This is a genomic window from Providencia sp. Je.9.19 (assembly GCF_051129765.1).
Taxonomy (GTDB): Bacteria; Pseudomonadota; Gammaproteobacteria; order Enterobacterales; family Enterobacteriaceae; genus Providencia.
In genome coordinates, this window is the sequence record NZ_JBCPSS010000001.1 from 87,274 (window position 1) to 102,053 (window position 14,780).

Sequence of the window (14,780 nt, forward strand, 5' to 3'; positions counted from 1 at the left end):
GAAGTGATAAAATGGCGATTATGAAGCAATGGCAAAAAACGGGGTATCCCGCGCGTTTATGGCACCCGATAGCCAATGGTGCAATACAGTGTGAATTGTGTCCCCGTGCTTGCAAAATTAAGCTAGGCCGCGTGGGGACTTGCAAAATGCGACGTAATGAAGAGGGGAAACTAGTCACTCTCAATTACGGCAAATCAGTGCCAATGACCCAAGAATCCATTGAAACTGAAGCGGTATATCACTACGCCCCCGGGGAGCGCATTCTTTCCCTTGGTAATATCGGTTGTATGCTACGTTGTGATTTCTGCCAGAACTGGAGTACCAGTCAGGCTCGTTATGTCCAAGACAATAATGTGGCTTATTACAGTCCTGAAGAGGTGGTTAACTACGCGTTAAAGCATAATATTCGCGTATTATCATGGACTTATAATGACCCGATTGTTTGGCATGAGTTTGTGATGGATACCGCTAAGCTTGCCCGTGAAAAAGGGTTAAAAAATCTTTATAAAAGTGCATTCTATATTAGCGAAAAAGGCATTGATGAGTTATTAACTGTGATGGATATTTTCAGTATCTCGTTGAAATCAATGCAAGATAGCTTTTACCGTAAGCATACGGGAGGGCGATTACGCCCTGTGCTAGATGGGATCAAACAGGTTTATGATGCACGCAAAGGCACTAATTACCCACATTTAGAAGTCTCTAACCTGTGCGTGACAGAGCGCAATGATAGCCTTGACGAAACGCGTAAAGTGTCCGATTGGATGCTCAAACATTTGGACGCGGATATTCCACTGCACTATGTTCGTTTCCATCCCGATTATCAATATACCCATGTTGAGCGCACCTCTATTCCATTCTTAGAACAAGCACGTTTACAGGCTATCAGTGATGGTATGCGTTATGTGTATGTGGGGAATGTGTTTGATACTACGAGCGCGAACTCTTATTGTCCTGAGTGCCAGACCTTACTAGTGAAACGCAGTGGGTTAATTGCCGAGCCTCATCTTGATAATGGGCACTGCCCGAGTTGTCATTTTAAAACGTCGATCATTATGCCATGGGAAAAATCCAATGCGGATAAGCAATCAGTGACAATTCCTGACGGATTGATCTGTATTCATCATACGTTTCGTGGCCCAGTGCAAGCCTGCCATATTGAACAAGTGAATGAATCTGAAATTTTCTACCAGTTTGTCGCCAAAGATGGCTCTCCTGTAGGAACGATTAACAGCAATAGTTGTACGCGTTTTATGCTATCGAAAAGTGATGCTAAGTCCACAGGTATCCGCTTATATCATAGAGAAAATGAGCCTTGCCAGCTTTTTGAAGTGTATGATCGAGCCCATTTTCCGGTGACTGAAGTTGAAAAAACACATCAGGGTAGTGAAAATGTACCAGTGACTTTTATTCCACTAAAAGGACGCTAGTATGCCGTTAAATCGCGGTTACTCTTACCTACGAGCCCGAATGATAATGGCGCAGTTGAGCCAACATAAACTCATCGCGAAAGTGCCCAACATTCCCATTATTTATCTACCGGGAATATTGGGCAGTAAGCTATTTGATAGAACTCAACAACGATTTATTTGGGGGGATTATCGCGGAGTGTTTACACATAGTGATTATGAATATCGTGAAACCACTGAGAATGACATCCCTAACGTATTAGCGACAGAGCAATTACACCAATTTACCATCATCCCTAAATTACTTACCACCTTGGTCACTCAAGAACTGAAAGATGTCTTGGAAGTGGGGTTAGGCTATAGGGAAGGGCAAGATTTATTCTTTCTCGCCCATGATTGGCGAGCCGATCATCGTCAACTCGTGGTGCAATTAGACCAAGAAATCGCGAGGCTAACGGCCTTATTTGGTGAGCAACAGCCATTTATTATTATTGCGCAATCAGCATCAAATTTAGCTGTACGCTATTGGTTACGTCATACCAGTGACGAGAACCGGCAAAGAATTGCCAAATGGTATGCGTTTGGTCCACCGTGGGAGGGGACATACCATGCTTGGTCTATGATGGAAACGGGGTATTATGCAGGAAGTCGGCATTTCAATGGTTTCTCTCCTGATGATATTGCAGGGTATCCTAGTGCCTACCAACTCCTTCCTTGTGATGCAAAAGCGCTAGATAGCCATGGTGGAGAGATTGAGAATTTTGATTTATATAATGCCGATTGCTGGCAACAATGGCGAATAGGCCCTTATAAAATGGGCAATGTGACGGCGCAAAATCAGCGTGTACGAGATAACCTCCCACGCTATTTAGCGAATGCGAAAACATTTCGTGAAGCTATTGCTGGCGAATGCCTGAAAGAACAAGTGGTACCGCAAACATGGTACCTCAGTGATAATAATTTAGCGGTTACTCAGGCGATTTTTGCGAGGGATCGCTGGTATTTACAGGCTAAACCCATCGCCAAACATTTTCCGCATATAGCGCCGAAGGTACTGGCAAAAGGGGACGATCACCTCCCTCTTGCTGGTTTATTAAAGCAGCGGTGTGGCCCCCTAGTGCGGGATAAATATCTCCAACCTTGGGGGGGAAGTTTTGTATTTATCAGCCAAGCATCAACCCATCGAGCACTGATTAACCACACACCAAATTTACGTAGTTTGGCTTTTGATATTGCCACAATTCGCAAGCAACGTAATCGTTAAAGGTTGATTCAGATATAAGTTATAATCGCCTAAGTGGTAATTTATTTATCCCAAATTGACGAATAAAACACCCGTCAGCAGGTGTTTTATCTTGTCAGGCGGTGTGACTTATTCTTCGAAGTACCAATATCCTTGATTGATAAATTCTGTTAATTCTGCGACAAAAACTGGGTTCTCTAGCGCTTCACCGAGTTCATTCATTCCGACTTCCGTAAGCCGGCACAATATATCTGCACCTTTCATTTCTGTGGTAATCCAGCCTTCTGTATTAACGAAGAAATGTTCTCCGGCACGCATGACACGCAGGCCGCTCAGTCGTATCAGTTTTTCACCGGCATTCAGGGCGCTCAGAACTTCTTCCGGCTGATACGGTGGTTCCGCAGGTGCAATATCCAGCTCATGGCGTGGGGTGGTTGCAAAACGGCCTAACCACTGTTCAAAATCACCGGGCTTGTTGATCATTTCAATCATCATGGCACGTAGGCTTTCAACCTCATGAGTTTCCATGGTTCCCGCATTTTCGCGCACTGTCAGGTCAGGATCTCCATAATTTACCCCACCCAGATCCTGTTCCAGTACGTAGTCTGCAAAACTGCTCAGCAGATCACGTCCAGTCGGTCCGCGAAAGCCGACAGAATAGTTCATGGTATCTTCGAAAGTGAAACCATCGTGAGGGAATCCTGGTGGAATATACAGAATATCTCCCGGTGCCATTTCCACGTCAATAATTGGCTCAAAGGGATCGACATGCAATAATGCAGGATGTGAGCAGAACTGACGCATTGGGAGGGCATCGCCCACACGCCAGCGGCGGCGTCCCATTCCTTGGATGATGAAAACATCATAGTTATCAATATGCGGCCCGACACCACCTCCAGGCACCGAATAGGAGATCATTAAGTCATCAAGACGCCACTCAGGCAATACTCGGAACGGTTTCACCAGTTCAGCGGCAGACATATGCCAATGGTTGACGGCCTGTACCAGTAATGACCATCCTTTTTCGCCTAATTCACTGTAGTCCTCAAACGGACCGTGACTCGCTTCCCATTTGTTATCTATGAAGCTGACAAGTCGACTGTCAACTTCCGGCTCCATGGCCAAGCCAGCCAGTTCATCTGGTGTGATAGGGTCGGCAAAATTAGGAAATGCATTTTTCAATACAACGGGTTTTTTCTGCCAGTATTTTTCTAAAAATTCAGGCCAGTTAAGATTGAGTTTGTTAACCATGTGAGTACATCTATATTAGTAAATAAGTTGGTAATTATAGAAGTAATGCACCGTCATATTTTTGTTTGGCGTCAAATACCGGTCAATAACTTTTGTGGGAATATCCGCAGAACAGGCATTAACGTCAAACTTCACATTAATGCCTATTCACTTTTTGTTACTCTTATCCTCGGTTGACGTATCGTGACTGATATCTAAAAATGCACTCAATTTTTATGGAGAGTTAGAAATTGGTGGTTATCGCTTAAAGCTCTATTTTTATCTAATAATGACTATCACCATAAAATATTTGTGGTTGTCATCAAATTTCAAATTTGATAAGTTTCGTTTTTGTTAATCGTAAGATATGTCAATAATCATAATGAAATTAATCTACTCACTAGTTTGTCTGTTTATAATCACGGGGTGTTCATCGTCGACGACATTTGAGCCAAATAACTCAAAATGGCCAAATAATTCCAAATGGCCAAAACAGCATAAAGATTCTCGCTCATCTGAACAAAAAAGAGTTGATAGAGAAGCTGTACATGAACAGCAACGAGCTGTTATGAGAGGTGAGAGGCCGGATTATAGCGTTTTTGAGCGGTATTAATTATAGATATTAATTGCCTGTGAGGCGCTTTTTTCGAGTGAATCACATATAGTTTTGTATACCATGAGTTAGTTCTTTGTAATTGTTAAACTCCTTGACACTTTTTAACGATCATAGTGGCATTGAGAGTTATAACACCTATCTACTTCTCATTTATCTATTGAATCTATTTAGTTTTACGTCAAAGTATAAAATTAATTATATTTAAAATTCAATTGGTTACGGGGTTTATATTATTAATCCTGTTAATGACTCATGGGTATACTTTGTTTTATTTATTAACATCAAGTCTTGTTAAGCACTACATTCGTAGAATAAGCCAACCAACACCAAACCATCTAAACTAAGCTCCTGCATTGATATTACTAGCTATTTTGGTGAGTTATTGGGCAAATTGTAATATTTTAGGATTAAAATTCTGCTTTGAGTTTTTTTCAAATTGAGCATTTTTGTCATAAGTAGCGCTTTAAAAAATACTTAAGTTAATCGTTTGTTTTAATTTGTAGTCTGGTTTTTTTAAAGATAATAGATTAATGGCGATTAATTATATTTAAAACACCAAAACTAGTAACAATAATAATATTAAAAATAAACAAAAATTAAACAGACTATTAAAATAGCCTGTTTAATCAGCAGAATTTGATTAATTAATAAAGTGGGTGCGCGCTTAATATAAATATTAGATTTTTATTAATCTATTTTAGATTACTACTTATTAGGTATTTTTTGATAAAAACTAATAATTATGGCTAAAAAGTATGTTTTATTATTCTAAACTAGCTCTTTTCGTAACGGTTACTGATGCATCATAGCCTAATAGATAAAGTGCCTGTTCTAACGCTTCTATTTTTGAAGCGTAATGGATATCAAGTAGCCTTTCAATTTGCTGAGCATTGATATTAAGCTTGCGCGCTAGGTCACTTTTACGTGTATTTGTTTCTATAATAGCGTTACTTAGTGCGATTTTTAAACAACTTAGGATTGGTAAATAAACGATAAAGGCATCTTCAGTGCTGACTGAAGGGCTTGGGACTGGTAGTCGTGATGTAATCAACTCCGCAATTGCTGCTGTTAATGTTTCCTCTGCTTCAAGTTCAATGTTTTCTTTGCTAAATGTGACGCCTTGTATTTCAGGAAAATCACAATAGCTAATTTCATAGGTTCCTTCTTCTTCTATGTACTCTACAGTTGCTAAATAACTAAACATATTAGTCCCTATTATTGGTGCGTTAAAGCGAAAATGACAGAGCTGTAACATGGCTACATGGTATGAATTCTGCCATACGGGGCTATGAGTATAATATATTTAGTCTAAAGCATCTGGTTAATCTTTAGTCTATATAACTTAAATCCATGATAGCAAATCACATGGCTATTTTCTGAGCTATAACACTTAAAACAGATACATTATGAAATAGTTTTATTTGGAAATTATTAGGAAAGAGTGAGATTAAATGTGAAATAACTCTCAGTTTTAACAAAAAAAATTCCTCATTAAAAATATTAAATACGCCTTTTATATGATTTTTATATTTTTTGAGTTTTTATAAAAAAATAAAAATATCTGAGCATTAAGTTTAATCGATTTACGCAATTTTACTTAGGGTTAAGAACGTTATTGAGTATTTTGTTAAAATAAAAGTATATAGTGAACAGTTGATATTATCACTGTTGTTATTATTTTGATTAAATTGAAACAGTCAATATGATAGGTACTAAGCAAAATTACGGACTTGCACTAGATATGTATTTTTTATTTTAGTCATCTTTCGATGAATTAAAAATCATATGGAAAACATATAGAAAAAGGAACGTAGGTCTCATTTGTTTTTTACTTTTTAAGTTGGATGTTAATGATTGCAGTCTTCGTAGGTTGATCTTTTTATTAAAAAAATATTTTTTGGGTCATTTGATGAAAAAATAAAAAAATTAATTTGTTTATAGTCAAGTTGTAATGAAATATTAACAAAATAAAAGTGGGAATAGTGAGTTAAATAATTAAATTCAATTAACAACTATAAGCCAAATTAAAACTCAGTAAATTTAAAAAATCACAATTTTAATTAATTAAATTAATCCAATTAAATTTACAGCTCATTACAACTGTTAAGGCTTACTTATCAAATTTGTAAGGTTTCACTATGAATCAAAGTAATTGATTTTTTTTAATAGAATAACTGGTTATGAATTCTTTTTAAGAATAGTTAAAGGTTTAAGCAAATAAATTGAAAATTAATGGCTAAAATTTATTCCAATCCTGCCGATAGTAGTGAATTCAGAATAAAGGCAGTTCAGTTTCTTAATAATAACTATTGATCTAGATCAATATGCCGTACTTGAAGTTGTGATTGGTCTTTTTACCTCCTTAATCCCCTTAAAAGAGTAAATGGATTGATTAAAATCCTACCATTTAGTTTAAGTCGATCCAAAATGTCGCGAATATTTCGGATAAGGTGGGGCAATATATAGGTTTAATAAAGATTTTCTAATGTATGGATGGGTAATTAGTCTAATCAGATAAAAAGAAACATAAGTATCTTGAATAGTTAATTTAGTGGTGCATAATAATTAACGACTAATAATGATATCGGTATATTCCCACTTTTAGTGGAAATGCTAACTTTTTAGTCGCTATTTATTGTTTGTAGGTATTCAGGAAATGTATTTAATTTAAGATTTGAAATATTGTACTTTTATACTCCAAATTGGGTATTAACTAACGGAAAACATGGGAACGTAATGGAATACGATTACCTAATTTAATAACGTTTAATATTTAAAAAAATCAGTTCATACAATACTTTTAATTTCATATTTGTTCTTTTTGCACACAGATGTTGATAAATATTCGGAAAGGAAAAAAAATGAGTACGACGACAGATTTTCTGAAGCATATATACGATATTAACCTCTCATATTTGCTGTTAGCTCAAAAACTTATCTCTCAAGAAAAAGCCTCTGCCATGTTTCGTCTCGGTATCTCTGATGCAATGGCAACTACTTTAGCAGATCTTTCTCTTTCTCAATTAGTCAAATTAGCGGAAACAAACCAGCTAATCTGTCAGTTTAGATTTGAGAACAGCGATACGATAGAGACACTAACACGTGATTCTAGGGTTGATGATTTGCAACAAATTCATACGGGTATCTTACTTTCGACTCGATTACTGCAAAAGCATAATGAGGGCGAGACTAATATAGCGAGAAAAAGATGAGCACCATAGCTGAAAAAAGTATTGTTAAAGAGGCTAATGATATTCGCTTAGCGATGGAATTGATCTCGTTAGGTGCTCGCCTCCAAATGCTAGAAAGTGAAACTCAAATCAGTCGTGGACGATTAGTTCGCTTGTACAAAGAATTAAAAGGATGCCCACCACCAAAGGGAATGTTACCTTTTTCAACAGATTGGTTTATGACATGGGAACAGAATATACATTCATCTATGTTTTATAATGCATACCAATTTTTATTGAAAAGTGGTTATTGCCAAGGTGTTGATGCAATATTGAAAGCATATCGTCTTTATTTAGAACAGTGTGCGCCAGCGCCAGGAGAAGAACCATTATTAGCATTAACCCGCGCTTGGACGTTAGTTAGATTTGTTGAAAGCGGTATGTTGCAGCGTTCCGATTGTCGCTGTTGTAGTGGGTCATTTATCACCTATGCGCATATCCCTGAAAATAGTTTTACTTGCAGTTTGTGCCAGCCACCATCACGTGCAATAAAAAAACGTAAACTTTCCGAAGATCTCGCCGATATTACGCTATATCGACAGGATGGCATTACCAAAGCGGTGATGTAATTGGATTGATTTGGTTTACAGGCAAAATTATTTGCCTGTCGTTCCTAATATTCCCTTTGACTGCCATCTGTTAACCAACGGAGTGAAAGGGAATATTGTGTTAATACTCATCGGGTATATCATTGTTACAGTTGCCGTAATTGGCGGTTATTTAATGGTTGGCGGCCATTTAGGCGCGCTATATCAACCGGCTGAATTTGTTATTATTTTAGGTGCGGGTTTAGGTGCCTTTGTAGTCGGTAACAGTGGTAAATCGATTATTGCATTATGTAAAGTATTGCCGCGCCTTTTCCGTCGTTCCTCCTATAACAAAGCAATGTCGATGGATCTAATGGCATTGTTATTTCAATTACTCAATAAATCCCGTCAGCAAGGTCTACTTGCGCTTGAAAAAGATATTGAGAATCCGAGAGAAAGCGAAATCTTTTCGCAATATCCTCGAATTTTAAAAGATGAATCTACATTGATGTTCATTGTTGATTATTTGCGTCTGATGGTGACAAGTAATTTGCAAAGTCATGAAATAGAAGCATTGATGGATGAAGAATTAGAAACCTTTCGCCAAGAAAATGAAGTCCCTGCATCCGGCTTAAACATGGTCGGCGACTCTATGCCTGCTTTTGGTATTGTTGCGGCTGTTTTGGGGGTAGTAAATGCTTTGGGTTCAGCCGATAGGCCCGCCGGTGAACTTGGTGCATTAATTGCTCATGCAATGGTCGGTACATTCTTAGGTATTTTAGTGGCTTATGGTTTTATTTTACCGTTAGCTTCATTGATCCGCTTGCGCAGTGGCGAACAGTTAAAAATGATGGAGTGCATTAAAGTCACTTTCCTGTCCGCATTGCAAGGTTATGCGCCACAAATCGCCGTAGAGTTCGGACGTAAAGTATTGTTTAGTGCCGATAGACCTTCATTTTTGGAGCTTGAAGATAAAGTTCGTGAAGTGAAAATAGGCAATCGCGCTCAAGAATCGAGCGAGGAGTAATCGGTCGATGGCAGCCAATAACCCTCAAATAATTCGAGTCAAAAAACGTGCTTCACATCATCAAGGTGGGCATGGCGGCTCATGGAAAATTGCTTATGCTGATTTTATGACAGCAATGATGGCATTTTTTTTGGTGATGTGGCTTATTTCGATTTCAAGTCCTCAAGAATTAACACAAATTGCTGAATATTTTAGAACGCCACTGAGTACCGCAATTAATCCGGGTAAAAAAAGTGGTGATGCGACAAACCCAATTCCCGGGGGCGGCAAAGATCCTATTTATCGTGATGGTGATGTTTTACCTGAGCCGAACTCTCTCACTGATGGTGATGCTAATTATCGTTTTGAAAAACTTAAAAAATCACTTGAGCAAGCGATTTTAAATGACCCTCGCCTTAATGAATTGAAGCCTCATTTACTTATTGACATGATTAACGACGGTTTACGTATTCAAATTGTTGATAGTGAAAATCGACCTATGTTTAAAGTGGGTTCTGCCACTGTCGAGCCTTATATGCGAGATATCTTACGTGCAATTGCACCGTTGCTTGATGATGTACCAAATCGGATCAGTATTTCAGGGCATACCGATGATTTGCCTTACGCTAACGGTGCAAATTATAGCAACTGGGAGCTTTCCTCTGATAGGGCAAATGCATCACGTCGCGAATTAATACGTGGTGGAATGAATGAAAACAAAGTATTGCGAGTTGTTGGGATGGCTGCGTCTATTCATTTAGATAAAGAACATGGTCTTGCACCAATAAATCGCAGGATAAGTATTATTGTTTTAAATGATGAAGAAACGAAACAAATTTTACGTGAATACGATGGGGCAACACCCATAAATGATGTGTTAAATAAAGTGATAAAACGCGAGCCAGTACCGGCAACCAATGAAGTAGTCACTGTAAAAGTTCAGCAATAAATGCACTGATTTACAAAGACTATTTGAATATTAATCTATTTTAGTTGTACTGCCGGATGTTCCGGCAGTCAGCGTTAAGTGAAACCTAAGCGAAACTGGATAAAAACCATGGATATTACCGAGTTTTATCAAACATTTTTCGATGAAGCCGATGAGTTGCTCAGGGATATGGAACAACATTTACTTGAGCTCGATCCTTTTGACCCGGATAGCGAGCAGCTAAATGCCATTTTCCGTAGTGCTCATTCTATAAAAGGAGGAGCTGCAACTTTTGGTTTCACTCAGTTGCAAAATACCACTCATACATTGGAAAATTTATTGGATAAGGCGCGTCTCGACCAGCTGACATTAACACCTGACATCATTGATATATTTTTAGATGCTAAAGATGTGATGGCATCGCAATTAGATGCGTATAAAAACAGTTCATTACCTGATGATGAAATGTTTAAACGTATTTGTGATGTGTTAAGCAGCGTTGAGCAGCGTGCCGAAGAAATAACCGAATCGTCATTGGCGTCAACTGAAACTCAATTGTCTGACAGTGAACATTCCGCAGTATCTGTGAACGCACCTCAAACCTGTGGTATGAAAAGTGAACATACGTATTATTTTATGATCACGCTTCAACAATTAAAAACCACTGAAGTTGATTTGCTTGCCGATGAATTGGAATTATTTGGCACTGTGTATCACACCGAAAAAACTGAAAATAGCTTACAAGTTTGGCTCGGAAGTAATACCGAAATTGATGATGTTTGCGGTGTACTGTGCTTTGTTGTGGATGAATCTCAAATTAGCCATGAAGTAATTAGTTTCGACGATTGTCAGCCATATATTCAAGCTGTCGAAGAAGAGGCTAATGAACAAGCAGACCAAGTAGAGGTTCAAGCTGAGGCCGAAGCCGTTAAAGCTGAGGTTATCGAAAAAGAAGCTGCGCCAGTAACACGCAAAGCATCAGTGACTAAACCAAAAGGTGACTCGAGCAGTATTCGTGTTGCCGTCGAAAAAGTTGACCAACTGATTAATCTTGTTGGCGAGCTCGTTATCATTCAATCCATGTTGACACAACATAGCCAGCAGGTAGATCAAAATGAATATGCTGATTTGCTAGGCTCGATTGTCCAGTTAGAGCGCAATTCAAGAGCTCTACAAGAGTCTGTTATGTCAATTCGAATGATGCCAATGGACTATGTATTTAGTCGTTTTCCTCGCATGGTTCGTGATATTGCCTCGAAATTGGGTAAAAAAATCGAACTTAAAGTGGAAGGTAGTGCAACTGAATTAGATAAAAGTTTGATAGAGCGTATTGTCGATCCACTGAATCACCTTGTTCGTAATAGTCTTGACCATGGGATTGAAAAACCAGAGGTTCGTCTTGCTAATGGCAAGCGGGAATCGGGTACTTTGACTCTTGCAGCATCACATCAAAGCGGAAATATTTGTATTGAAGTGCGTGATGATGGTGCGGGGCTTAATCGAACACGCATTCTTGCTAAAGCTCGCTCCCAAGGTATGAATGTTCACGATGCAATGAGCAATGAAGAAGTGGCAATGCTCATTATGGCACCAGGATTCTCAACGGCTGAAGTCATCACGGATGTTTCTGGCCGTGGGGTTGGCATGGATGTGGTGAAACGAAATATTCAAGACATGGGTGGTCGTGTCCAGATTGGTTTTACGGAAGGCAAGGGCACTATTATTCGTATTCTTCTGCCACTCACATTAGCTATTTTGGATGGCATGTCCGTCAAAGTTGCAGAAGATGTGTTTATCGTTCCGCTAAGTTCAATTATCAGCACATTACAGCCGCGTCAGGATGATATTTATCGCTTAGCTGGCGAAGAAAAAATGTTATTAGTACGTGGTGAATATTTGCCATTAGTTGAATTACATCAAGTGTTTAGCATTGAAGATGCTGAGCGTAATTTAGATAACAGTATTGTGCTGATTATCCAAAATGCAGGTCATCGTTTTGCTTTATTGGTCGATAAGCTAGTAGGACAGCAACAAGTCGTTGTGAAAAATGTTGAAAGTAATTACCGCAAAATTCCGGGTATTTCAGCTGCAACAATTATGGGAGACGGCTCAGTTGCGTTGATTTTAGATGTCGCTGAATTACAAAAAATGAATAACAGCATTTTGATTAAAAAGAAACAGCAGGTTTCACAACCTGTGGTGCACTAAATAGAGGTCATGCATATGTCTATGTTCGATGATGATTTAAATAAGCTTGATGAAGAAAAAAATGGTGAAGGTTACCTCATTTTTACTCTTGGGGAAGAAGAGTACGGAATTGAAATCTTAAAAGTGCAGGAAATCCGAGGCTATGAACAAGTGACTCGGATTGCTAATACACCAGATTTTATTAAAGGTGTAACAAATCTGCGCGGTGTGATCATTCCTATTATTGATTTACGTGTGAAATTCTCCCATGAAAATGTGGTTTATAACGATAATACTGTCGTGATTGTCGTGAATTTAAAAGACAGAGTGGTTGGCATCGTTGTTGATGGTGTTTCAGATGTGTTGGTTCTCAACGAAGATCAAATTGCTGCACCACCTGACTTTGCAGTCACGTTATCGACCCAATATTTGACCGGTCTTGGTACGGTTAATGACCGCATGTTGATATTGGTTGATATTGAAAAATTGCTGACCAGCGATGAAATGGCATTAATTGACAGTATGGCTGAGTAACAACTCAGCTTTATTCATTGCTCAAATATTAATATCTCATTAACTAAAGTTTTTAGTTGAATGACCGATATCCAAAATACAACAAAATAATGTTAGTAAAACGTCATGTATAGTCGAATTAAGATCGTATCAGGACTTCTGTCCGTCATTTTTATTTTTATTTTATTGCAACTGGTATCTAGTGGTTTGATGTTTAACAAGCTCGGCGATAACAGTGACAGTATTAATTATTTAAATTCGCTCCAACGCCAAAGACAAGTATTAACTGAAAGCTGGGTTAACTTATTACAAGCTCGTGCCAACTTAAATCGGTCAGTAAATGCCTATTTATTAGAAGGTCGAAAAATTCAAGATGATTCAACAACAGAAGATTTAATTAAAGCAGCTAAACGTAATTTTAAATCTGCAGATGATGCGTATGTTCGTTACAACAAACTGATGCAAAGCTCGACCTATGATAAAGCTAAGTTCGAGAAATTATTTGCAACCTATGAAGATTATCGTAATGCATTAGTTACCTTAGGTGAATATGCAGAAAAAGGTGATTTAGAAAAGTTTTATGCGCATCGAACCTCAGGTCTTCAAGTTAAATTTGAAGAACAGTTCAATGCCTATTTCGCTGATATTTCTGCCGATTTTCAGGCTGAAGTTGTCAATGCAGACAATAATTACCGCCAATCACTTTATATGTTAGTGATTTTATCGATTACGTTGGCATTTGTGGGCTTATTAAGTTACCGCTATGTACGTAAAGGTATTATTGAGCCACTAACTTTATTGATTGAACGTATTAAAGTTTTTGCAGCCGGAGATTTAACACCAAAGGTTGATACCAACGCCAATAATGAAATAGGCGAACTTGCTCGAGGTGTGCAACACATGCAGCAAGAGCTTATTAATACGGTGCGTGGTGTACTTGATGGTAGCGAAACTATTTATCAAGGAACGACTGAAATTGCCGCCGGAAATAATGATCTTTCATCTAGAACAGAGCAGCAGGTTGCTTGTCTAGAAGAGACTTCGGCGAGTATGAGTGAGTTAACAGCGACGGTAAAACAAAATACCGAATATGCTCATCAAGCGAGTGAGTTTGCGAATCAAGCGTCGGTGATTGCGAAAGAAGGCGGGAAAGTTGTCTCTAATGTCGTTAGCACCATGCTTAATATTGCCGATAGCTCACAAAAAATATCTGATATTACCGCTGTTATCGATAGCATTGCTTTTCAAACCAATATCTTAGCACTAAATGCAGCCGTTGAAGCAGCACGTGCTGGGGAACATGGTCGTGGCTTTGCTGTCGTTGCCGATGAAGTCCGTAACTTAGCTCAGCGCAGTGCCGATGCAGCAAAAGAAATTAAAACGCTCATCGAAGATTCTGTTTCAAGAACGGGCACTGGCGCTCGTCAAGCTGAAGATGCGGGTGAAACGATGACCAAGATTGTTGAGTCGGTCACGCGGGTCACAGACATTATGTCTCATATTGCCACTGCATCTGATGAGCAAAGTAAAGGTATTTCACAAGTCAGCATAGCAGTCGCTGAAATGGACAAAGTGACTCAGCAAAATGCGTCACTGGTTGAGCAATCGGCGGTAGCGGCAAATGTGTTGGAAGAACAGGTTGCAAAACTGTCACAGCTCATTTCTATTTTCCGTCTACCGGCGTTAAAACACACGGAAGTGCGTAATACAAAGCCGGCGGCAAGGACGATTTCAAATATCGTTAAAACCCCGGATCTAGCTAAATTATCATCTAAGGATCATAAAAATGATGATAATTGGGAAACGTTCTAAAGGTTAAGCACAGTTTAGCGCTGTGAAGTTATTACCTTATTAGGTAGCAACTTTGCAGCGTTTCTGTATATCGCAAAAT

General features: G+C 38.6%; 11 protein-coding genes. 9 read left to right on the forward strand and 2 right to left on the reverse strand.

All coding sequences use genetic code 11. The features are described from left to right. Positions 1-11: 11 nt before the first annotated feature. Together amrS and AAZR93_RS00415 are read left to right on the forward strand one after the other, a co-directional pair. Positions 12-1,430 (forward strand): AmmeMemoRadiSam system radical SAM enzyme, encoded by a 1,419-nt coding sequence (gene amrS, locus AAZR93_RS00410; protein ID WP_434718658.1) that lies wholly within the window; start codon positions 12-14, stop codon positions 1,428-1,430. 1 nt (position 1,431) lies between these two features. Further along, complete coding sequence (locus AAZR93_RS00415; protein ID WP_434718659.1) at positions 1,432-2,673, forward strand: lipase/acyltransferase domain-containing protein; 1,242 nt, start codon at positions 1,432-1,434, stop codon at positions 2,671-2,673. Positions 2,674-2,781: 108 nt separating this feature from the next. On the opposite strand, the gene AAZR93_RS00420 is transcribed toward AAZR93_RS00415, so the two are convergent. Beyond that, positions 2,782-3,903, reverse strand: a complete 1,122-nt coding sequence (locus tag AAZR93_RS00420) for a JmjC domain-containing protein (RefSeq protein ID WP_434718660.1) — start codon at positions 3,901-3,903, stop codon at positions 2,782-2,784. A gap of 1,358 nt (positions 3,904-5,261) precedes the next feature. Beyond that, positions 5,262-5,702, reverse strand: coding sequence for a hypothetical protein (locus tag AAZR93_RS00425; RefSeq protein WP_294107829.1), 441 nt, complete (start codon positions 5,700-5,702; stop codon positions 5,262-5,264). Positions 5,703-7,359: 1,657 nt separating this feature from the next. On the opposite strand from AAZR93_RS00425, the gene flhD reads away from it, so the two are divergent. The 7 genes from flhD to AAZR93_RS00460 all read left to right on the forward strand — a co-directional run bounded on the left by flhD (position 7,360) and on the right by AAZR93_RS00460 (position 14,701). Next, complete coding sequence (gene flhD, locus AAZR93_RS00430; protein ID WP_336430853.1) at positions 7,360-7,710, forward strand: flagellar transcriptional regulator FlhD; 351 nt, start codon at positions 7,360-7,362, stop codon at positions 7,708-7,710. After that, positions 7,707-8,297 (forward strand): flagellar transcriptional regulator FlhC, encoded by a 591-nt coding sequence (flhC, locus tag AAZR93_RS00435; protein WP_434718661.1) that lies wholly within the window; start codon positions 7,707-7,709, stop codon positions 8,295-8,297. Before flhD ends, flhC begins: the two co-directional genes overlap by 4 nt. Before the next feature lie 97 nt (positions 8,298-8,394). Beyond that, a complete protein-coding gene (gene motA, locus AAZR93_RS00440; RefSeq protein ID WP_294107824.1) occupies positions 8,395-9,282 on the forward strand; it encodes a flagellar motor stator protein MotA in 888 nt (295 codons plus the stop codon). Between the two features lie 7 nt (positions 9,283-9,289). After that, positions 9,290-10,210 (forward strand): flagellar motor protein MotB, encoded by a 921-nt coding sequence (motB, locus tag AAZR93_RS00445; protein WP_294107822.1) that lies wholly within the window; start codon positions 9,290-9,292, stop codon positions 10,208-10,210. A gap of 108 nt (positions 10,211-10,318) precedes the next feature. Continuing rightward, positions 10,319-12,397: a chemotaxis protein CheA gene (gene cheA, locus AAZR93_RS00450; protein WP_434718662.1), complete on the forward strand. Its 2,079-nt coding sequence runs from the start codon at positions 10,319-10,321 to the stop codon at positions 12,395-12,397. Between the two features lie 15 nt (positions 12,398-12,412). Continuing rightward, positions 12,413-12,910: a chemotaxis protein CheW gene (gene cheW, locus AAZR93_RS00455; RefSeq protein ID WP_294107818.1), complete on the forward strand. Its 498-nt coding sequence runs from the start codon at positions 12,413-12,415 to the stop codon at positions 12,908-12,910. 105 nt (positions 12,911-13,015) lie between these two features. Beyond that, positions 13,016-14,701, forward strand: coding sequence for a methyl-accepting chemotaxis protein (locus AAZR93_RS00460; protein WP_294107816.1), 1,686 nt, complete (start codon positions 13,016-13,018; stop codon positions 14,699-14,701). Positions 14,702-14,780 lie beyond the last annotated feature (79 nt).